Here is a 20,858-nt window from a genome sequence, read left to right as displayed (position 1 = left end):
GCGGCCCCTGGGTGGTGGTCGTGGTCATCAGAGCACCACCGTCACTGCGCCGGTCGCGGCGCGCATGACGCTCTCGCTGGTGGCCTGGCTGCGATCGATTTCCTGGGCGATGCGGCCTTCGTGCATGACGAGCACGCGGTCGGCCATGCCGAGGACTTCTGGGAGCTCCGAGGAGATCATGAGGATTCCCATCCCGGTGCCCGCGAGCTGGGAGAGCAAGCGGTGCACTTCTGACTTGGTGCCGACGTCGATGCCTCGCGTCGGCTCATCGATGATGAGCAGCTTGGGGTTCGTCGCGAGCCACTTGGCGATGACGACCTTCTGCTGGTTGCCGCCGGAGAGTGTGCCGGCGATCGTGTCGAGCGCCTGCGCCTTCACCTCGAGCTTCGTTGCCCATTCGCGGGCGTCGTCGTTCTGCTTGCGGCCGCTGATGACGCCGAGCTTGGTGAGCTGGTTCAGGATGACGCTCGTGATGTTCTCGCCGACTCCGGAGTCGACGACGAGGCCCTGCTTGCGGCGGTCTTCGGGGATGAGCGCGAGGCCAGCCTGCATGGCGGCGACGGGTGAGCCCGGCTTGACGGTCTTGCCGTCGACGGTGACACGCCCCGACTTGTACTTGTCGACGCCGAAGACGGCGCGGGCGACTTCGCTGCGGCCGGCGCCGACGAGGCCGGCGAGGCCGACGATCTCGCCGGAGCGGACCGTGAAGTTGATGTCGTGGAAGATGCCGGGGCTCTCGAGGTCCTCGACGACGAGGACGGGTTCGCCGATGACGGCGTCCTGCTTCGGGAACAGCTCGGTGACCTCGCGGCCGACCATCTGCTGCACGAGCGCATCCACCGTCGTCTCGCTGATGAGGTTCGTGGCGATGTAGCTGCCGTCGCGCATGACGGTGACCTTGTCGCAGAGCGCGAAGACCTCGTCGAAGCGGTGGGAGATGAACATGAGGCCTCGGCCTTCATCGCGCAGGCTGCGCGCGATGGCGAAGAGGCGGTCGACCTCGACGCCGGAGAGGGCGGCGGTCGGCTCATCCATGATGAGGACTCGCGCGTTGAGCGAGACGGCCTTGGCGATCTCGATGACCTGCTGGTCGGCGATCGAGAGACCCTCGGCCGGGCGGTCGGGGTCGATGTTGACGCCGAGTCTGGCGAACAGCGCCTTCGCCTCATCGCGCATCGCTGCGCGGTTGATGCGGCCGAAGCGGTTCGTGGGCTGGCGGCCCATGAAGATGTTCTCGGTGACCGAGAGGTCGGGGAAGAGCGTCGGCTCCTGGTAGATGACCGCGACGCCCGCGGCCTTCGACTGGGCCGTGGATGTGAAGTTGACGTCTTCGCCGCCGAGCTGGAAGGTGCCGGCGTCGCGCTGGTAGAGGCCAGCGACGATCTTGACGAGCGTGGACTTGCCGGCGCCGTTCTCACCCACGAGTGCGTGGATGGAACCGGACTCGACGGCGATCGTGCCGGATCGGAGTGCGACGACGGATCCGAATGACTTCTGCACATCGCGCAGCTCGAGTACGACTTGCGAACTCGTCACGGTGGCTCCGTTCTCTTCGTTGAGTATTGCGGGGTATCGAGGGGATGCTCGGTGGCGAGCGTGGTGATCCGCTTGTCGTTCACCTACTTTGTGAATCGTTTCAAGCGACTGGATGTGACACTACGCGACGCTCGCAGAAAACGTCAAGCGGGGGATGCAGAGTTGTTATCGACGGGACTCAACCCGCACCTAGAGCGCCTCGGTCACGTACGACTGCAGCTGCACGCGGAATGCTCCTACCGCATCCACCTCGGGCGCCAGGAGCCACTGCTGCGTCAGCCCTGCCCTGAGGCCGGCGATCTGGACTGCCGCGAGCTCCAGCGGAACGTCGGCGCGAGCGTAGAGCCCTTTCTCCTGCAGATCCGTGAGCGCGTCGAGTGCCGTCGAGCGCAGGAACTCGTACCAGCGCGCTATCGAGGCGTGTGCTGGATGCGTGGGCGCCAGCGCCTCTGCGGACACGATGCTGAACATGAGGACCCCCTCCGGCTTCTCGACGTCGCGAGTGGCGAGCGCGAGCAGTCCTCTGAGGTAGGAGAGCCCGGTGGAGAAGTCGAGGCCGACCTCCGCGGCGGCGCGCTGGCCGCGGCGCTCGAGGAGCGTCTCGAGCAGCACGGCCTTGTCGGGGAAGTGGTGGAGCACGCCGGTGTGGGACATGCCAGCCTCGACGGCGATCTCGCGGATCGATGCCGCGTTGAAGCCCTTGACTGTGAACACGCGAGTCGCCGCATCCAGGATCTCGTCGCGTCGCGGATGCGGGGTGACGTCCCGTCTCGAGTACCGCGGTATGGAGGTGTCGCTGGGGCCTGGAGGCATGTCCTCATTGTCTCTTGCCGCGTTCCCTAACACGTGTTAGGTTCACCCGTGAATCGATTCAATCGAAGCGGTTCGCGCCGCACACCGCAGCTCTCCCCCACGGTGCGCACCCGCGCGACAGTTCACACCCCGTCATTGGCAACGATGCCAGAGAGGTCCAAAGATGAACGATCAACGAAGAAGAGGGCGACGGGCGCTTGCGCTCGGGGCGGCCTTCTCCGTGGCCTGCACGCTCGCGGTCGCGGGCCCCGCCATCGGAGACGAGCACTCAACGACGACCAGCGCCATCGACCCCACCGAGTTCGCCGAGCCGGGCGTCGACTTCCGACCCGGTGTGCGCTGGTGGTGGCCGGGCAACGCGGCCAGCCAGGAAGACCTGCTCGCCCAGGTCGACTACCTGCACGAGAACGGCTTCGGCGCCGTCGAGATCGTCGCCTTCTCCAAGGGATTCCTCACCGAGGAAGGCATCGCCGGCAACGGAGGCAACGGCGGTTCGATCTACGACGCCGCCCCGGGTCACGACACCGAGGCGATCCTCGGCTACGAGTCGCCCGAGTACTTCGCGAAGCTCGACGCGGTCGTCGCCCGCGCCAACGAGCTCGGCATCACGGTCGACCTCAACATCGGCAGCGGGTACCTGGCGAGCGACGACTCCATCGGCCTCGAGGACAGCCAGAACACGATGGCGCTCGGCCGGGCCACCGTTCGCGTGGACGCGGCTGGAGCGCTCACCCTCGTGTCGGGTGACGTGTCGGTTCCCTCTGGGACGGGACCAGTCTCACTCGGCATCCCGAAGGCGGAGGTCAGCCCGCTCTTCGCGTCCGAGAAGTTCGGCTTCGACTTCGGCGAGTGGGACCCGGCGAACGTCCACCTCAACTCGGTCATGCTCGCCCCGATCACCGGCCAGGGCGCCGACCTGACCACGGCGAACCAGACACTCACCTCCGATCTCAGCGCCGTCAAGACGTACGAGCAGCAGCCCGTCCTCGATCTCGACGCCGCCCAGCTCTCCTACCCGAGCGACGGGCAGACGACCTTCGGCGTCGACACCTCGAAGCTCGAAGCCGGCGACTACGAGGTCGTCGCGCTCTACAGCGCCGCGACGGGCGCCTACGGCTTCAACTCGATCATCGAGAACACGACGACCGACAAGCGCAACTACGTCGTCGACCACCTCAACCCGGTCGCCATCACGAAGCTCGTCGACGGCTGGCTCGGCGAAGCGGCGCTGAACGACATCGTCGAGTCGCGCGACATCCGCGCGGCCTTCAACGACAGCTACGAGTTCTACACCGACCGCCACTACAACGACCTCATTCAGGCCGCGGCGGAGTCACAGGAGCTGCTCGGCTACGACATCACCCCGTACCTCGCCTCCCTCTACTCGCTCTACCAGGACTCGTTCCTCATCGACGGCACCCCGACGGTCAAGCCCGAGTACGCGGCCCTCGGGATGCAGACCCCCGAGGTCAACCGCTTCGGCGGCGGCAGCGGAGTCCCGCTCCTCGCCACGAACCTCAGCGAGGAGGAGTCGCAGCGCATCGTGCACGACTACGGCGTGCTCCTCAACGACTCGTTCCTGCAGGGGCTCGAGGCCTTCTCGACGACCCTCGGCGAGTACGGCATCGACTACCGTCAGCAGGCGTACAACCCACCCATCGACACCCTCAAGTCGTCGCAGTACGTCGACATCCCGGAGACCGAGGGGCTCGACGAGTACTCGCTGAAGCGCGTCGCATCCGGAGCGCACCTCTACGGCAAGAACCTCGTCACCTCCGAGGTGTTCACGCTGGGTTCGGTGCCGTTCCAGATCACGCCCGAGTTCATGAAGCAGGGCTACGACCTCATGGCCACGAGCGGCGTGAACAACTTCTTCTACCACGGCCTCAGCGCCACCTACAGCGGCAACGACGACCCCGCCTTCACGTCCGACGACGACTTCTACGCCGAGGAGGGCTGGCGCGCCTGGCCCACGATCGGCGTCGAGATGGCCGACACTGCGGGCATCGCCGACTACTACGCGTCGATGAACTCCTACGCCTCGCGTGCGAACTACCTGATGCAGTCCGGCACCAACAGCAGCGACGTCGCCATCTACATGCCGCTCTTCGGGGCACTCGCCAGCGGCGGCGGGTTCGGTGGCGGCTCCACGCCGCTCGCATCCGTCACCGCGGCCCAGGCGACCGGCTGGGCGTGGGATGCGATCAACGACGACACGATCCAGACCGGCCTCAGCTGGGACGGCTCGCACCTCGTCGCGAACGGCGGCAACGCATCCTTCGACGCGATGCTCGTCGAGAGCGGCACCGTGCCGCTCGAGACGATGCAGGCGCTGCAGAAGCTCAAGGACGCGGGCGCTCCGATCGTCTTCGTGGGCGCCGCTCCCGCCGCGCAGCCCGGCTACGCCGGCGGCGACTACGCAGCCCTGGACGCACAGGTCGGTGAGATCGCCGCGGCCATGGGCGGCGCCGTCGATGCGGCTGCCGTCCCCGCGGCCCTCGCGGCCTCGGTCGACGCGCCCATCTCCTACGAGGAGAACACGGACGTCCGCTTCGGGCGCCGCGCGCTCCCGACCGGAGGCGAGCTCGCCTACGTGCGCAACACCTCCACGGAAGCGGCCACGGGTGTGAACCTCACCGTCGGCGATGGCCTCGACGCGTGCTGGTGGCTCGACCCTGAGACGGGCGAGATCTTCGGCGCACAGGTCGACGGCAACGTCGTCTCGGCGACGCTCGACGCGAGCGGAGCGGTCGCCCTGCTCTGCGAGCCAGCCGGCACCGGTATCGCCGACGCCGCCGTCTCCGACGGAAGTCCGTCCTCGATCGACACCACCGAACGCGGCGTCGCCCACGAGCTCGGGGCGTTCTCGCTCGAGGTGACGGCCGACAACATCGGCTCGAACGCGCCAGGCGAGGCGAGCACGTCCGAGTACACCGGCGAGGTGCTCGGCGACTGGAGCGCCGACGGCTTCCTCGGCAACGAGCTTCGGTACGTCACCGACTCGGGCACCTACCGCACTTCAGTCGAGATTCCGGATGCAGCCGACCTGCTCGAAGGCGGAGCGGTGCTGAACCTCGGCACCGTGCACAACGCCGCGACGGTGCGCGTGAACCCCGGCACCGAGCACGAGGTCGTAACGCAGCTGTACGCCGCACCCTACGAGGTCGACATCGCGCCGGCGCTCGTGAACGGCTCCAATGTCATCGAGATCGACGTGCAGCCCGTGCAGAGCAACCGCCGCGAAGGCCTCAAGGAGCTGTACAACAGCGACCCCGCCGCCAACGTGAAGTACCAGGCGTACAACAGCGTGCATGGCGGGTCCGGCCTCATCCCGGCCGGCCTCGTTGGTCCCGTCACGCTGAACAGCGCAGTCGAGAGCATCGCCGAGCCGGGGCGGGAGCCGACCGGCACGACCGAGCCGACGCCGCAGCCGACCTCGACTGACGGCAGCGGCACGACCGCGCCAACGTCGAGCCCCGGAAACGGAGACGACTCTGGAGACGGCAACGGTGGTTCGGATGCTGGCGGCAAGGACGGCGACCTCGCCACCACGGGCGTCGACGGCAGCCTCGCCGGCTTCCTCGCGCTCCTCGGGGTCGTCCTCGCGGGCACCGGGGCGGCGTTCCTCATCAAGAAGCGCCGAGGACGCGCGACGAGCGAGTAGCTCTCGCACGCATGACAACCGCGGCCCCGCGCATCCACTTCACCGGTGGATGCGCGGGGCCTCGGTTGTCTACGCCCTACGCCCTACGCCCCGCGCCATTCCCACTCCCACTCCCCGTGAGTCGCCTCAAATGGTCGCCTTGGAGCCCTCCTAAACAACCATTTGGGGGATCTCGCGCCGGGAGGAGCACGACCAGCGACCATTCGGGGCAGCTCGCGGGCGAGCTCGCAACGCAGCGGCTACCGTGGCAGTCATGTCGGATGCGCAGCCAGACCAGCCCACGCATCACCCGACGCTCGACCCCGACCACGAGCCCGCGACCGAGCCCGTGCACGGCCGTGCCGGCTCGATGCGGGCGATCGTGAACTCGACGGACGGCGGACCGCGCAGCCTCGAGCTCCGCGACCTGCCCGTTCCGCACCGGCCGCCCGGCCACGTGCTCGTCGAGGTGCGCGCGGCCGGCGTGGCGTTCCCGGATGTGCTGCAGTCGCGCAGCGAGTACCAGCACCGCATCCCGACCCCGTTTGCGCTGGGCAGCGAGTTCGCGGGCGTCGTCGCCGAGGCTGGCGAAGGCTCCGGGTTCGCAGAAGGCGACCGGGTCTTCGGCGTCGCGAGCCACGGCGCGTTCGCCGACTACGTCGTCGCTCCGGGCGACCGCGTGCTGCCGCTGCCCGACTCGATCGGCTTCGTCGACGCCGCCGCCCTGCCCATCAACCTGCTGAGCGCCGACTTCGCGCTCCGCGACCGCGGGCAGGTGCAGCCCGGCGAGACCGTCCTCATCCAGGGTGCCGCGGGCGGGCTCGGCGTCGCCCTCATCCAGCAGGCGAAGCTCATCGGCGCCACCGTGATCGCCGTCGTCTCGACCGAGGAGAAGGCCGCGCTGGCACGCTCGGTCGGTGCCGACCACACGGTGTTCGCGGCCGATTTCCTGACCGAGGTCCGCCAGCTCACTGACCACCGCGGTGTCGACGTCGTGCTCGACCCGGTCGGCGGTGACCGCTTCACCGACTCACTGCGCTGCCTCGCGAAGCGCGGCCGCCTGGTGGTGCTCGGGTTCACGGGCGGGAGCATCCCGACCGTGAAGACCAACCGACTCCTCCTGAACAACATCTCCGTCGTCGGAGCCGCTTGGGAGGGGCTCATGCCCGAGTGCCTCGTCTCGCTCCCCGAACAGTGGGCCAGGCTCTCACCCGCCGTCGAGCTTGGTGAGCTGCGGGCCTCCATCAGCGAAGTCGTGCCGCTCGAGCAGGTCCCCGAGGCCGTCGCGAGCCTCGACGAGCGCCGGGCCCGCGGCAAGATCGTCATCGACCTGGGGCTGGGGTAGGCAGACAGCGCGAGTCCCCGAGCATCCGCGCGCCGGATCCGCTCCTCGACTGGCACCATGCTCCCCTGCCAGACTCGAACGATGACCTCCCCCACCTCCCCCGCGTTCGTCGCCGAGCTCCCCGCCCCCATCGCCCGCCTCGCGGAGGGCGTCGAGCTGCTCGACCCGGTGGATGCGCCCCCGCTGCGCTGGGGGATCCTCGGCGCCGGCCACATCGCGCGCAGGTTCGCGCGGGAGGTGCCCGAGCACACCCTGTCGACGATCGCGGCGGTCGGGGCGCGCGAGCTGTCACGCGCCCAGGTGTTCGCCGACGAGCTGGCCATCGAGCGCGCGCACGGCTCCTACGCCGACCTCATCGCTGACCCGGACGTCGACGCCATCTACCTCGCCACCATCAACTCGACCCACCGCGACCTCGCGCTGGAGTGCATCCGCGCCGGCAAGCCGGTGCTCGTCGAGAAGCCCTTCGCCCTCAACGCCGCCGAGACCCGCGACGTCTTCGCCGCCGCAGAAGAGCATGGAGTGCTGGTCGTCGACGGCATGTGGACCCGGTTCCTCCCCCAGTTCACGGTCGCCAGGCAGATTGCTTCCAACGGACTGCTCGGCCGCCTCGTCACGGCGCACGCGAACTTCGCCGGGATCATGCACGCTCCCGTCCCGCGCATCGTCGGCGTCGAACAGGGCGGCGGCGCGCTGCTCGACATCGGCGTCTACTCGATCGCAGCCGTGCACGACCTCCTCGGCCCGCCCATCGAGGTCGCCGCAGCCGGCAACCTGCTGCCCGGGTACGCCGTCGACGGCTCCGCATCCGTCATCATGCGAACCGCGAGCGCCGTCGGCACGGCCCGCTGCAGCTTCGAAGGGCGGGCCCCCTCGAGGGCGGAGTTCGTGTTCGAGCGCGGCATCGTCGAGCTGCCCGCCGAGTTCTTCGTCCCCGGGATGCTGCGCGTGAGCGAGTTCGGCGGTGACGGTTCCGAGCAGGCGTCCGAAGAATCGACCGACGGTGTCAGCGGTGCCGTCACCACCGAGTGGGATGCGACGGTGTCGGGTGGCTTCCAGTTCGAGGCCGCGGAGTTCGCGCGCCTTCTCGCGAATGGTGCCACGCAGTCACCGGTGATGCCCTGGCAGGCATCCATCGAGATCATGGAGGTGCTCGACCAGGCTCGAGCCGCCATCGGCGTCGTCTACCCGGGGGAAGCCACCGCGTCGTGAGGCGTCGCTAGGCTGGAGCCTCTCCCCAGCCTGAAACGGACCCCATGTCCCCCTCCCCCCAGCGGCGCCGCATCGCGCTGTTCGTGCTCTTCTTCCTCCCCGGCATCACCATCGCCTCCTGGGTGACCCGCACCCCGGATGTTCGAGACGCGCTCGGCGCCTCGACCGCGGAGATGGGGCTGATCCTCTTCGGCCTCTCGGTCGGGTCGATGGTCGGCATCCTCAGCTCCGGCAGGCTCGTCAGCAGGTTCGGCGCCCGCCCCGTGATCACCGCGGGTATGTCGCTCGTCGCCGCGAGCGCCCTCACCATCGGGGCGGGCGCAGCACTGGCGTCCGGGGCCGTCGTGGCGCTCGGCCTCGCACTCTTCGGCCTCGGCATGGGCGGCGCCGAGGTGGCCCTCAACATCGAGGGTGCCGACGTGGAACGGCAGCTCGGCAAGTCCACGCTGCCGGCCATGCACGGCTTCTTCAGCCTCGGCACGACCATCGGCGCCGTCGGCGGCATCGTGGCCACAGCCACGTCGTTCCCGGTCTTGCTGCACCTCAGCATCGCGGCGGTGGTCGTCGCGGTCGGGCTCGTGGCGTCCATCCGCCTCCTGCCGCCCGCCACCGGGAAGGCTGCGACCACCGTGAGCACCGACGAGCGAGGCGCGCCTGCGAGCCACCCGCTCTGGCGAGACAGGACGCTGCTGCTCATCGGCGTCATCGTGCTCGCGCTCGCCATGGCCGAAGGCAGCGCCAACGACTGGCTGCCCCTCGTCATGGTCGACGGCCACGGCTTCGACGCCGCCTGGGGCTCCGGGATCTTCGCGGTCTTCGCCCTGTCGATGACCGTCGGTCGCTTCGTGGGCGGCTCGTTCGTCGACCGCTTCGGCCGGCCAGCAGTGCTGTGCGCGAGCGCGCTCATCGGGGCGGCGGGCCTGGCGCTCATCATCTTCGTCGACAACCAGGCGGTCGCCGCCGGCGCCGCGATCCTGTGGGGCCTCGGCACCGCACTCGGCTTCCCCGTCGCGCTGTCGGCAGCCGGAGCATCAGGCGACCGGCCGGATGCCCGCGTCGCGTTCGCCGCCACCCTCGGGTACATCGCGTTCCTCGTCGGCCCGCCCGCACTCGGCTTCCTCGGCGAGGACTTCGGGCTCAGGTCCGCGCTCATCGCCGTGCTGGTGCTGGTCGCCCTGGCAGCCGTCGCCAGCTGGCTGGTCGGCCGGAGGACGCCGACGCGCGAACACCCGGCCGAAGCCCCGACGGCGCCCGCGGGCACACGAGCCGACTGAGCGCATCCGTGCTTCTCGCGACCTCGCTGCCGTGAAGGTGCGTGCGCTCGCAAGCCAGCTGATCAGAAGATCCGCGGATGCGGCTCCCCCGGCCGCCGGAACGCCTCGGCGTTCGCGACCACCACGCCGACGATCACGACGCCGCCTCCCACCAGCTGTCCGACCGTGAACGGCTGGCCCGCCAGCAGGGTGAACGCGACCGTGAACACCGTGATCAGGTTCAGGAACACCCCCGCTCGAGCCGCCGGGATGACCGCGAGCGCGCGGTTCCAGAGCAGGTAGGACAGCACCGACGGGAACACGGCGATCAGAACCAGCGAGGTGGCCGCATCCGCTGACACCGGGAGCTGCGGACCACCCGTCGCGAAGGTGACGGGCGCGACCAGGAGCACCGTGATGACCGCCTGGATCGACGTCGACGTGATCGGCGGCAGCGGCGGTGACCTGCGGCCGATGATCGTGTAGGCCGTCCAGATGCCGACAGCACCGAACATGAGCATCTGCCCGACTCCGAACCCCGTCTCCAGGAACGCACCGACGTCGCCGCCGCTCACCACGACGAACACCCCGACCAGGGCGATCACCACGCCGGCGACACCGGTCCGCGTGAGGCGCTGCCTGAGAAAGATCGCCGCCGCCACCGCGATCACGGCAGGGTTGAACGCGTTGATGAGCGACGCGCTGAAGGCGTCGCTGTACTGCAACGCCGCGTAGAGCGTCAGGTTGTACCCGGCCAGGCCAGTGCAGCTGAGCGCCAGCAGCCACGGCCACGCCCGCAGCACCTCGCGCCAATCCGGGCGCTCCGCGAAGTGCGCGATCGCGAGCAGCGGCACGGCTGCGAGCGTCCACCGCCACAGCACGAGGCTGAGCGGGTCCATCGTCTCGAGCACGGCCGCGCCGACGATGTAGTTGCTCGCCCAGAAGAGCGTGGCTCCGAGCAGCGAGAAGACCGCGATCAGCAGCGAACGGCGAGCCGCCGCCTCCGGTCCCGCGGCACTCGACCCCACGCTCACGAGCGCCCCTCTCTGACCTCGCGCAGCGGAGCGCGCCTCGACGACGCCAGCCTAGCCAGGTGCCGCCGAGCAGACCGCCCCGCAGCAGAGCCCTCGGTGCGCGCGCCGAGCTGCCAGCCACGGTGACGACACGGCCCGATCACGCTTCCCGGGGACAGAAATCGCGCTGTCGTCACCGTGACTGTCAACCCCGCGGGAGCTGAGCACCGACCAGAGCACGTTCGCGTAGCGTGGCGCGGGTGAAAACCGTTGGCGTCGACCTGGCAGCAGAACCCACGCGCACGGCGCTCGCCAGCATCGAGTGGGGCGCCAGTACGGGTGCAGATGCAGGCGCAGCACGCCTCACCCAGTTGCAGCTCGGCATCTCGGACAGCGAGATCATCGAGCTGGCCGAAGACGCGGCGAGCATCGGCATCGACTGCGCGTTCGGCTGGCCGATCGAGTTCGTGGAGTTCGTCTCGGCGCACGCCGCCCGGGTGCCAGGCACGCACGCACACACCGGCATCGACCTGCGCCGTCGCCTCGCCTACCGGCACACCGACCGGGTCGTGCGGGAGCAGACGGGCCGCTGGCCGCTCAGCGTCTCCACCGACCGCCTCGGCATGACGGCCATCCACTGCGCCGAGCTGCTCGACGGGTTCGCGGCCGCAGGAGAGCAGGTCGACCGCTCCGGTGGCGGTCGCCTCGCCGAGGTGTACCCGGCGGCGGCCCTGCGCGCGTGGGGCCTGCTGACCCCCGGTTACAAGACCAAGCCGGAAGCGCGCGTCCTGGCCGCGCAGATGCTGCTCGAGGCGCTTCCCTGGCTCGAGACGACTCAGGAGCAGCAGGCGCTCCTGGGCAGCTCCGACGATGCGCTCGACGCCGTCGCGGCCTCCCTCATCGCTCGCGCCCACGCGCTCGGCAAGACGCTACCGGTGCCGACCGAGCTGCTCGAGGCGGCGAAGATCGAGGGGTGGGTGGCGCTGCCCACCTGCGGCGTCTCCGAGCTCGCGGGGACCGCATGATCCGCGCCATCCGCCGTTCAGCCACGCGCCTCTGGTGGTGGGCCCTCGACTACGCCTACGTCGTCGCGCAGCAGGCACGCGCCGCACTCGATCGCACGGACCCGGCGGCATTCCTCGACGGCCACCGTGCCCCCGTCGTCGTGATCCCCGGGGTGTACGAGCCGTGGCGCTTCATGCTGCCGACCATCCGCGCCATCCACGCGACGGGACACTCGGTGCATGTCCTCGACCCGCTCGGCTTCAACCGGAAGCCCGTGCCGGACGCGGCCGCGCACCTCGTCGAGGCGCTCGAACGCCACGACCTCGACGACGTCATCATCGTCGCCCATAGCAAGGGCGGACTCGTCGGCAAGTACGCGATGACGCAGGGCGCGGGGGTGCCGCGCATCCGCTCGATGCTCGCCGTGGCGACACCCTTCGGAGGATCCTCGTACGCGCGCCTCCTGTTCACCCCGAGCCTGCGGATCTTCTCGCCGCGCGACCGCACGATCCTGGCGCTCTCCCTCGAGGAGGAGGTGAATTCCCGGATCGTGTCGGTCTACGGCTGCTTCGACCCGCATATCCCGAAGGGCAGCTTCCTGCTGGGCGCCGAGAACGTGCAGCTGGACACGGGTGGGCATTTCCGCGTGCTCGAGCACCCGCGCGTCCTGGTGGAGTTCGCACGACTCGCCGCGGAGACCGCCGCGGAGTGACCGTGGCGCGTCCAGCTGTCCGGCCTAGCATCACGGCATGACCCCGGATGCACGCAACTGGTTCGACGAGGGCGGGCAGGCGTACGCCCGCTTCCGCCCCAGCTACCCCGCCTCGCTCACGGCCGACCTCGCACGGCTCGCCCCGAGCACGGACCTCGCCGTCGATGTCGGATGCGGGAACGGCCAGTTCACGACGACGCTCGGGGGAGCTTTCGACCGGGTGATCGGTGTCGACCCGAGCGCGGAGCAGATCGCGAACGCGGCTCCGCATCCGGGCGTGGAGTACCAGCAGGCACCCGCGGAGTCGTTGCCTGCTGGCATCGGCAGCGGCTCCGTCGGACTGGTCAGCGCCGCTCAGGCCGCGCACTGGTTCGAGCTGCCCAGGTTCTATGACGAGGTCACCCGTGTGAGCGCCGATGGCGGTGTGATCGCGCTCCTCTGCTACGGCGTCCTCAGCATCGAGGACCCCGCCATCGACGAACGAGCACAGCGCTTCTACGCCGACGACCTCGACGCGTACTGGCCACCGTCCCGGCGGCTGGTCGAGCGCGAATACCGCGACCTGCCGTTTCCGTTCGAGGAGCTCGACTTCCGGGCCCCGAGCATCCGGAAGCGGCTGACCCTAGACGGGCTGCTCGGGTACTTCTCGACGTGGTCGGCCGTCCGCGCCGCGCGGGAGGCGGGCCGGGCGGGCCTGCTGGAGGACGTCGGCCGTGACCTGACGGCCCTCTGGGGCGACCCGGCGACGGAGCGGCTCACGACCTGGCCCATCGGCGGCCGCGTCGGTCGGGTGAGAGCCAGCGGCGTCTGAACCCCGCCCGCGGCGACCGCCCCACCCGGGATTCCGCATCCGCTCGACAGCGCTGAGTAGCATGCGGACCATGCCCATCAGACTCGAGAACGTCGGCATCGCCGTCCGAGACATCGAAGCCACCATCGCCTTCTTCACCGACCTCGGCCTGACGGTGCTCGGGCGCGACGAGGTGAGCGGCGAATGGGCGTCCACCGCCGTGGGCCTCGACGGCAACCACGCCAAGATCGCCGTGCTGCAGACGCCAGATGGGCACGGGCAGCTCGAGCTGTTCGAGTACCTCCACCCGGAAGCCATCGAGACGGAGCCGACGCTGCCGAACGAGATCGGGATGCACCGCGTCGCGTTCTCCGTCGACGACATCGACGAGTCGCTCGCGATCGCCGCGAAGCACGGCTGCCACCCGCTGCGAGGCGTCGCCAACTACCAGGATGTGTACAAGCTCACGTACCTGCGCGGCCCGAGCGGCATCATCGTGATGCTCGCGCAGGACCTGACGAAGAGCTGACGCGCCGCGCAGGCGCTACGCGCTCGGCTCGAGCGGCACGATCTGCTGGAACGGCGGGATCTTCTCCCCGCTCTGGTCGCCGCCGAAGACCGTGCTCTCGCCGCGGTCGTAGACCAGGTCGAACTGCGTGTAGTCATCGCGCAGCCACGCTCCGACCCAGCCGGTCACCGTCTCACCCGGCTGGACGCTGTTGATCGGCGTGTATCCGGCGGCGGTCATCGCCGGCGCGAGCGTCTCCGGGTTCGTCAGGCCGAGCGAGACGTAGTCGAGGTTGACGTCGCGGTCGGTGATGGAGACCAGCGTCGGCCTCTCCGCGCCGCCGTACTCGTCGCCCGCAGTGAAGCGGACCTTCACGAGCACCGCCTGGAGCCCGTCGGAGACGGACGCGTTCGCCGCGGACTCGAAATCCGTCACCATCGCGAGCGTGGTGACGGACGTTCCCGTGAGCTCGTCCGTGATCGTCTGCTCGACGATCGGGGTGCTCGGGGGCTCCGCGATCGTCGGCGTCGGGGACGCCGCTTCAGGGGTCGAGCCCCCAGAGGTTCCCGTCCCCGTGCAGCCACTGAGCGTGAGCGCCGCGGCGACAAGTGCGGAAACGAGGGCGAGGCGAGCGGCTGCGAACGTCATCGGAAGATTCTCGCACCGAGCACCGCCTCATGCGCCACCGACGTCGGCTACGCTCCCGCGAGGTACTCGGCGAACGACAGCGGCGGCCGGCCGGTGACGCGCTCAACATCATCGGTCACGCGAGACAGCTCGCCGCTCGCGATGGCCGTGTACGTGCTGACCCAGGCGTCGTTCTGCCAGGCGGGCGCACCCCACTTCGCCCGCGACTCGTACGCCTCCTCGATGCCCTCGTCGTGGAAGGTCACCGCCGTGCCCCGAGCGTGCGCGATCGCCGCGGCGATCTCGGTCGCCGTGAGCGCTTCCGGGCCGGTCAGGTCGTAGGTCGCCCCGCGGTGCGCATCCGGGGCGAGCAGCACGCTCGACGCGACCGCCGCCACGTCGGCGCGGCTCACGATCGACACCCGGCCGTCGCCAGCCGGCCCGCGCAGTACGCCGTCGTCGCCGACGAACATCGGCATGACGTCCATGTAGAAGTTGTCCCTGAGGAAGGTCCACGTCATCCCGGAGGCCATGAGGTGCTCCTCCGTCGCGAAGTGGTCGCGAGCGAGCGTGAACGTCGAGTCCGGCGAGGCGCCGAAGAAGGACGTGTAGACGACGTGCTCGACGCCAGCTTCCGCCGCGGCGTCGATGAACGCCTTGTGCTCGTCGAGCCGCGACTCGCTCTCTGCCGCGGACACCATGAACAGCGTCCGGATCCCGCGAAGCGCGGCGGTGGATGCGGTGCGGTCCGCGTAGCTGAACGGCGCGACCACGCACCCGGGCAGCCGCGGGGCCCTCGCCGGAGCGCGGGCGAGGAGGAGCTGCGGGGCTCCCGCGTCGGCGAGCAGCTCGGCGACGACGCCTCCGACCGCTCCCGTGCTGCCGGTCACCGCGATGCGGTCGGTGGATGCTGCGGTCATGGTGAACTCCTCGGACTCGGTGCCGCTGTGGTGGGGTTGTGCTGCGGTGGTGGGGCTTCGTGCGTCGAGCCCGGCACGCGTTCGTCTCGGTTCGGCCGAGCGCTCATCCGCGCGCCGCGTCGTACTCGAGCTGCGCATCCGCGACGCCGGACATGTGCTCGGTCGCCCACTCGGTGAGCACGCGCAGCGGGCCGAGCAGGCTGCGTCCGACATCCGTCAGCTCGTAGTCGACACGGGGTGGGACCTGCGGGAACACGGTGCGGGTGACGAGGCCGTCGCGCTCGAGTCCGCGGAGCGTCTGGGTGAGCATCTTCTGGGAGACCCCATCGACCGCGGCCTGGATCTCCGAGAAGCGCTTCGGCCCCTCGTGCAGCGTGCCGACGACGAGCAACGTCCACCGGTCGCCGATGCGGTCGAGCAGGCGGCGCGACGGGCAGTCGCGCACGTACGGGTCCCAGAGCGGTTCGGACATGCCCCACCTTTCGTTGGTAACTGCACGGTACTCAGTCACCGAGAGAGACTCAAGGGCCACGCCACAGGCACTTTGCGGTAACCGATGCTCCCCAAAGTGCCTTCTTCCCCTCCCCGCAGTCGGTCTCCTACGGTGACTGTCGGCGCCCGACACCGGTCGCCGAGACGAAAGGACCACCATGGCCAAGATCACCATCCTCGGCGGAACCGGATACGCCGGAAGCAACCTCGTCAAGGCGGCGGCGTCCGCGGGCCACGAGGTGACCTCGTTCAGCCGCTCGCGCCCGGACGAAGAGATCGAGGGCGTCGCCTACGTCAGCGCCAGCGTCCTCGAGGACGGCACGCTCGAGCACGCCATCGACGGCGCCGACGTCGTGGTCTCCGCACTCGCGCCTCGCGGCGACCTGGAAGGCGGAACCCGCGGCGTGCTCGCGCAGGCCGCGGCTCTCGCCACCGCGAAGGGCGTGCGCTTCGGCGTCGTCGGCGGCGCCGGTTCGCTCTTCGTCGCCGAGGGCGGCCCACGGCTGTTCGACACGGAGGGCTTCCCGGATGCGATCAAGCCGGAGGCCGCCGAGATGGCGGGCGTGCTCGACGACCTCCGCGCATCCGCCCCGGAACTCGACTGGTTCTACGTCAGCCCCGCCGCCGCGTTCGGCGCCTGGGCACCCGGTGAGGCGACGGGCGAGTACCGCATCGGTGGCGACGTGCTCCTCACCGACGCGAACGGCGACTCGAACATCTCCGGCGCCGACTTCGCAACCGCGATCATCGCCGAGATCGAGCACCCCGCCCACCGTCGCGCGCGCTTCGGCGTCGCGTACTGAACCGCGGCACCGGCAGACCTTGGGGTTGCGCATGCTCCTGGCTCAACCACCATGCACAACCCCCAGGTCTACGGGCGGCGCAGCGGGAGGCGGACCGGGAGACGGGAGCGAGCTGGCGCGAACTAGGGGACGATGACGGCGCGACCGCGGATCTCGCCGGCGTGCAGCTTCTCGTAGGCGGCGGGCGCCTCGTCGAGCGAGAACTGCTCGACGTGGATGTTGATGGCGCCGCGCTTCGCGAGCTCCACGACCTCCATGAGCTCCGTCCTGGAGCCCCAGTTGATGGCGCGGCCCGTGACGTCGAGCGGCACCGTCGTCTGACCGATGGGCACGGCGCCGCTCGCGACACCCACGACCACGACCGAGCCGGCGGCCGCGACCATCTTCGCCGACAGGTCGGCCGTCGTCTGGATGCCGACGAAGTCGAACACGACGGTCGCCCCGAGGCCGCGGGTGAGGTCCTTGACCGCTGGGATCGCGTCCGGGTTCGACAGGAACGTGTGGTCCGCACCGACGGTGCGGGCGAGCTCGAGCTGCGCCTCGCCGACGTCGAGCACGACCACCGTCGCGGCCGACAGCGCCTTGAGCAGCTGGATGGCGACGTGGCCGAGGCCGCCGGAGCCGATGACGACCGCGGTCGAGCCGGGAACGAGCTTGGGCAGCGCCGACTTCACGGCGCGGTACGGGGTGAGCCCAGCGTCCGTGAGCGACACGTTCTTGACCGCGTCGAGGTCGCCGAGCGGCACGAGGTGGCGCGCGTCGTCGACGATCATGTACTCGGCCATGCCGCCGTCGCTGAAGATGCCGGGCGCGCGCATCCCCTTCTCGCAGTTCTGCTCGGCCCCGCTCGCGCAGTGGTAGCAGCGGCCGCAGCCCCACGGCCCGTAGACGATGACGGATTCACCGATCTCGACGTCGTGGACACCGCTGCCGATCGCCTCGACGACGCCAGCGACCTCGTGGCCGAGCGTGAGCGGCAGCGGCTTGAAGGAGTAGTCGTCCTCGGATGCGCCCATGATGAACTCGTCTGAGTGGCAGGCACCGGCGGCCGTCACCTTCAGCAGGATCTCGCCGGCGGCGGGCGTTGGGGTGTCGATCTCGACGAGTTCGGGGCGCGAGCCGATCGCGCGGTACTGCAGTGCTTTCATGGCGCTGCCTCTCTCCGGGCGGAGCGACAGCCCGGCTTCAGTGTGCGACGCGAGGCGTCGCGAACCCGGAAGTGGGGTTCCGTCCGATGCTACGCCTCGCTATGTGGCGAGTCAGCGAATTCCGGCTGGGCGAGCACAGCGCGACGGCCCCACCAAGCCCTGACGCCGCTCCTGACGCCCACCCAGACCGCGAGCAGGAGCAAGACCAGCGCGGCGCATCCGCTCGTCGCCCACATGACTGCACTCAAGCCAGTGTGGTCGCCACCGCCGGTGCCGAACGCATCCGCGATATTCATGCCGACACCGAACCACGCCCAGAAGAAAGGAAGTCCACCGAGGAACAGGAGTCCCGCTGCCACGGCAGCGCTCTGGACCCACGTCGCGCCCCTCCGGCAGGAGAGCACAAGACTTACGAACCCCAGCAGCAGCCCCGGACCCAGGAGCATGACAACCACCCAGACGTGAATGGTCTCGTTGGGGCGAGCTGCGTGGATGTAGATCTCCTCGAGGGTCATGTCGGGGACCGCTGCGAGAGGGTCGAGCACAAGAACCTGCAGCATCCCGAGGCCCGCGTACCCAGCCACAAGCAGGAACCCGACACAGCCGACCACGATGGCAGCGGCCGACCGCTCCGGCTTCTCGACGCTCATGTGAGTGAGACTACCCATGGCCGCCACGATGCCCACACTGCTCACACGAAGAAGGCGGCGACTGCGACGCAGACGGCCGCGAGCGTGAAGTGCAGCCCGGCCATGGGTCGGCTCGCGCTCACCTCGCCGCTCGTGAGGCGCGTGTACACCGCGCGGAACCGGTCGCGGGGGCGATCCTTGAGCACGATGCCGACCACCAGCACCGCCACGGTCGGCACGGCGTAGATCACGGTGTACCCCGCGAGAGCAGCAACAGCCGCGGCACTTGGAACCTCGGCGTCGATGAGCCGTTCCACCGCGAAGAACATGGGGAACGCGTTCGGGAGGTCGGCGAGCGTCGCGACGACACCGAGTGGGAACGCAGTGAGGGGATTCACCCAGCGCAGCAGCGGATAGCCGCGGCGCTCGCGCGTGCGGAAGCGTCGAACCCCGAACACGACGAACATGACCCCGAAGCCCACGAAGATGATGCGCCGCATCCACGTCGCCATATCCTCGACGAGCGTGCCCGCGAAGCTCGCCCCGAAGTACACGAGCATCGTCAGCCCGAAGAACGCGACGACCGCGCCCGCCGCGTAGACCCAACCGGTCGCGGCGGGCCGTTGCACGGTGAGCAGGATGAGGATCACGACGGCGATCGTCGACAGGTTCAGCGAGTCGACGACCGCGAGGCCGATGAGCGCCGCGATAAGACCACCGCTCACTGCTCGCTTCCCCGCATGCCGTGGACTCTACCGGGCGCGGGCACCCTCAAAGGCCTCTCACCCCTCGCGACGTGGCACCCCGACAGCGCACGCGTGGGCGCCAGCCGTGCGCGGCGCGGCGCGGCCCCCAGGAGGCGCCTCTGATTGCTGCCCGGGCAGTCAGGGTGACGTGGCACACGGATCGATCGCAGATTGCGCAAAGCACACCCCACGTCACCTTGAGTGTCAGCCCGGCGACCCAGAGCGTCCCACTGAGCGCCGCAGACGCGGCACTCCATCGACACAGTCGCCTCAGCGCGCAGGCACGTCCGCGAGCGCCGCGGCGAGCGCATCCGTGAACCGGTCGATGTCGTGCTCCTGGAACGACAGTGGGGGTCGCACCTTGAGCACGTTGTTGTTCGGCCCGGCGGTCGAGGTGAGCACTCGGTGCTCGCGCAGCGCGTTGACCAGCGCGAGCGCGGTCGCACCGTCCGGGGTCTTCGAGGCGGGGTCGACCACGATCTCGACTCCCGTGAACTGGCCTGCCCCGCGCACGTCGCCGATGCGCGAGTCCCCCACCGAGCGGATCGCGGCGCGCAGCTGATCGCCGACAACTGCCGCGCGCTCGGGCAGACCCTCGTCGCGCAGCACGTCGAGCACCGCCTGCGCGGCCGTGATCGCGACCGGGTTGCCGCCGAAGGTGTTGAAGTACGGGATCCCCGTGGCGAACGGCTCGAGCACCTCGGGCCGCGCGGCCATGCCGGAGACGGGGATGCCGTTGCCCATGGGCTTCCCCATGGTCACGATGTCGGGCACGATGTCGTGCCGGGCGAAGCCCCACATTCGCGGGCCGAGGCGACCGAAGCCGGGCTGCACCTCGTCCGCGATCCAGACGCCACCCGCTTCGTGCACGGCGTCGAACGCGGGCCTGAGGAAGCCAGCCGGGTCGGCGGCGACGCCGTCTGAGGAGAACACCGAGTCGGCGAGGAACGCCGAGAACTTCACCCCGTACTTGGCCAGGTCGGCGATCGCGGCGCGGATATCGGCGGCGAGCTTCTCCCCGACCAGCTCCGGCGCGGTGCGGTAGGTGTCGGGCCCCGGCACCGTGCGCACCTCGAGGCCGAGCGTCTGGCCGCTGCCGAGCGCGGGCGAGACGGCCGAGGTGAGCCCGGACGTGCCGTGGTACGCCTCGCTCGTGACGATGACGCCGCTGCCACCCGTGTAGGCGGCCGCGACGCGCAGCGCCAGATCGTTCGCCTCCGAGCCGGTGCACTGGTACATGACCTGGCCGATCTCGGCGGGCATGGTCGAGAGCAGGTCCTCGGTGTAGTCGAGGATCGCCTCGTGCAGGTAGCGCGTGTGCGTGTTGAGCGTGCCGGCCTGCGCCGCCATCGCCTCCACGACCCGCGGATGCGCGTGGCCGAGGCTCGCGACGTTGTTGTACATGTCGAGGTACTCCACGCCGTCGCTGTCGTAGAGGTATGTGCCGCTGCCGCGAACGAGGTGCACGGGGTTCGAGTAGAAGAGCCGGTAGGAGGGCCCGAGCAGCCGCGTTCGCCGCTCGATCATGGCCGAGGTGCCGGCCGCCGTAGAGGACTCCCCCGCCCGGTAGCTGTTGCCGTCCATGATCGTCGATCTGCTCACGTGACGCGTCCTCTCCCGCGGGCGCACTTCGCCCGTTCGGCGCTCCGATCCTGACCGGCGC

General features: G+C 69.7%; 19 protein-coding genes. 9 read left to right on the top strand and 10 right to left on the bottom strand.

The genetic code is table 11. From position 1 onward, the window contains the following. Positions 1-27: 27 nt before the first annotated feature. Positions 28-1,536: a sugar ABC transporter ATP-binding protein gene (locus C5B97_RS00245; RefSeq protein ID WP_104310154.1), complete on the bottom strand. Its 1,509-nt coding sequence runs from the start codon at positions 1,534-1,536 to the stop codon at positions 28-30. 189 nt (positions 1,537-1,725) lie between these two features. After that, positions 1,726-2,349 carry a TetR/AcrR family transcriptional regulator gene (locus C5B97_RS00240; RefSeq protein ID WP_104310153.1) on the bottom strand — a complete coding sequence of 208 codons (624 nt, stop codon included), beginning with the start codon at positions 2,347-2,349 and terminating at the stop codon, positions 1,726-1,728. A gap of 163 nt (positions 2,350-2,512) precedes the next feature. Here C5B97_RS00240 and C5B97_RS00235 point away from each other — a divergent pair, with 163 nt between their 5' ends. The 4 genes from C5B97_RS00235 to C5B97_RS00220 all read left to right on the top strand — a co-directional run bounded on the left by C5B97_RS00235 (position 2,513) and on the right by C5B97_RS00220 (position 9,823). Beyond that, positions 2,513-6,013: a glycosyl hydrolase gene (locus C5B97_RS00235; protein WP_104310152.1), complete on the top strand. Its 3,501-nt coding sequence runs from the start codon at positions 2,513-2,515 to the stop codon at positions 6,011-6,013. 253 nt (positions 6,014-6,266) lie between these two features. After that, complete coding sequence (locus C5B97_RS00230) at positions 6,267-7,337, top strand: NADPH:quinone oxidoreductase family protein (protein ID WP_258067806.1); 1,071 nt, start codon at positions 6,267-6,269, stop codon at positions 7,335-7,337. Between the two features lie 81 nt (positions 7,338-7,418). Then, entirely contained in the window at positions 7,419-8,549 is a 1,131-nt protein-coding gene (locus tag C5B97_RS00225; RefSeq protein ID WP_181026835.1) for a Gfo/Idh/MocA family protein, read from the top strand. Between the two features lie 44 nt (positions 8,550-8,593). Continuing rightward, on the top strand, positions 8,594-9,823 hold the full coding sequence (locus C5B97_RS00220) for an MFS transporter (protein WP_104310150.1): 1,230 nt from the start codon (positions 8,594-8,596) through the stop codon (positions 9,821-9,823). A gap of 62 nt (positions 9,824-9,885) precedes the next feature. On the opposite strand, the gene C5B97_RS00215 is transcribed toward C5B97_RS00220, so the two are convergent. Continuing rightward, positions 9,886-10,836: a DMT family transporter gene (locus tag C5B97_RS00215; RefSeq protein ID WP_258067805.1), complete on the bottom strand. Its 951-nt coding sequence runs from the start codon at positions 10,834-10,836 to the stop codon at positions 9,886-9,888. A 239-nt stretch (positions 10,837-11,075) separates the two neighbouring features. On the opposite strand from C5B97_RS00215, the gene C5B97_RS00210 reads away from it, so the two are divergent. The 4 genes from C5B97_RS00210 (at position 11,076) to C5B97_RS00195 (ending at position 13,851) form a co-directional block, all read left to right on the top strand. After that, entirely contained in the window at positions 11,076-11,840 is a 765-nt protein-coding gene (locus C5B97_RS00210; RefSeq protein ID WP_104310569.1) for a DUF429 domain-containing protein, read from the top strand. Further along, the gene (locus C5B97_RS00205) at positions 11,837-12,532 is read left to right on the top strand and encodes a triacylglycerol lipase (RefSeq protein WP_258067804.1); all 696 of its coding nucleotides are present in this window, start codon (positions 11,837-11,839) and stop codon (positions 12,530-12,532) included. The genes C5B97_RS00210 and C5B97_RS00205 overlap by 4 nt, the downstream gene beginning before the upstream one ends. 37 nt (positions 12,533-12,569) lie before the next feature. Then, a complete protein-coding gene (locus C5B97_RS00200) occupies positions 12,570-13,343 on the top strand; it encodes a class I SAM-dependent methyltransferase (RefSeq protein WP_104310149.1) in 774 nt (257 codons plus the stop codon). A gap of 70 nt (positions 13,344-13,413) precedes the next feature. Continuing rightward, positions 13,414-13,851 (top strand): VOC family protein, encoded by a 438-nt coding sequence (locus C5B97_RS00195; protein WP_104310568.1) that lies wholly within the window; start codon positions 13,414-13,416, stop codon positions 13,849-13,851. 15 nt (positions 13,852-13,866) lie between these two features. Here the strand turns inward: C5B97_RS00195 and C5B97_RS00190 are convergent, their stop codons facing one another. The 3 genes from C5B97_RS00190 to C5B97_RS00180 all read right to left on the bottom strand — a co-directional run bounded on the left by C5B97_RS00190 (position 13,867) and on the right by C5B97_RS00180 (position 15,849). Beyond that, positions 13,867-14,478: a hypothetical protein gene (locus C5B97_RS00190; protein ID WP_104310148.1), complete on the bottom strand. Its 612-nt coding sequence runs from the start codon at positions 14,476-14,478 to the stop codon at positions 13,867-13,869. Positions 14,479-14,525: 47 nt separating this feature from the next. Then, on the bottom strand, positions 14,526-15,377 hold the full coding sequence (locus C5B97_RS00185) for an SDR family oxidoreductase (RefSeq protein ID WP_104310147.1): 852 nt from the start codon (positions 15,375-15,377) through the stop codon (positions 14,526-14,528). Positions 15,378-15,480: 103 nt separating this feature from the next. Beyond that, positions 15,481-15,849 (bottom strand): helix-turn-helix domain-containing protein, encoded by a 369-nt coding sequence (locus tag C5B97_RS00180; RefSeq protein ID WP_104310146.1) that lies wholly within the window; start codon positions 15,847-15,849, stop codon positions 15,481-15,483. Between the two features lie 178 nt (positions 15,850-16,027). Here C5B97_RS00180 and C5B97_RS00175 point away from each other — a divergent pair, with 178 nt between their 5' ends. Further along, the gene (locus tag C5B97_RS00175; protein ID WP_104310145.1) at positions 16,028-16,672 is read left to right on the top strand and encodes an NAD(P)-dependent oxidoreductase; all 645 of its coding nucleotides are present in this window, start codon (positions 16,028-16,030) and stop codon (positions 16,670-16,672) included. Positions 16,673-16,794: 122 nt separating this feature from the next. Here C5B97_RS00175 and C5B97_RS00170 read toward each other — a convergent pair whose 3' ends face one another. From C5B97_RS00170 to C5B97_RS00155, 4 genes are all read right to left on the bottom strand, one after another. After that, the gene (locus C5B97_RS00170) at positions 16,795-17,820 is read right to left on the bottom strand and encodes an NAD(P)-dependent alcohol dehydrogenase (protein WP_104310144.1); all 1,026 of its coding nucleotides are present in this window, start codon (positions 17,818-17,820) and stop codon (positions 16,795-16,797) included. A gap of 89 nt (positions 17,821-17,909) precedes the next feature. Then, entirely contained in the window at positions 17,910-18,470 is a 561-nt protein-coding gene (locus tag C5B97_RS00165) for a hypothetical protein (protein WP_181026834.1), read from the bottom strand. Between the two features lie 41 nt (positions 18,471-18,511). Then, complete coding sequence (locus C5B97_RS00160; protein ID WP_104310143.1) at positions 18,512-19,174, bottom strand: GAP family protein; 663 nt, start codon at positions 19,172-19,174, stop codon at positions 18,512-18,514. 291 nt (positions 19,175-19,465) lie between these two features. Continuing rightward, positions 19,466-20,797 (bottom strand): aspartate aminotransferase family protein, encoded by a 1,332-nt coding sequence (locus C5B97_RS00155; protein ID WP_219819736.1) that lies wholly within the window; start codon positions 20,795-20,797, stop codon positions 19,466-19,468. Between the last annotated feature and the right edge of the window lie 61 nt (positions 20,798-20,858).

It is taken from the genome of Pseudoclavibacter sp. RFBB5 (assembly GCF_002931555.1).
GTDB lineage: Bacteria > Actinomycetota > Actinomycetes > Actinomycetales > Microbacteriaceae > Pseudoclavibacter.
The sequence above is the reverse complement of the archived record's forward strand: the minus strand, read 5'-3'. Positions and strand labels throughout refer to the sequence as shown.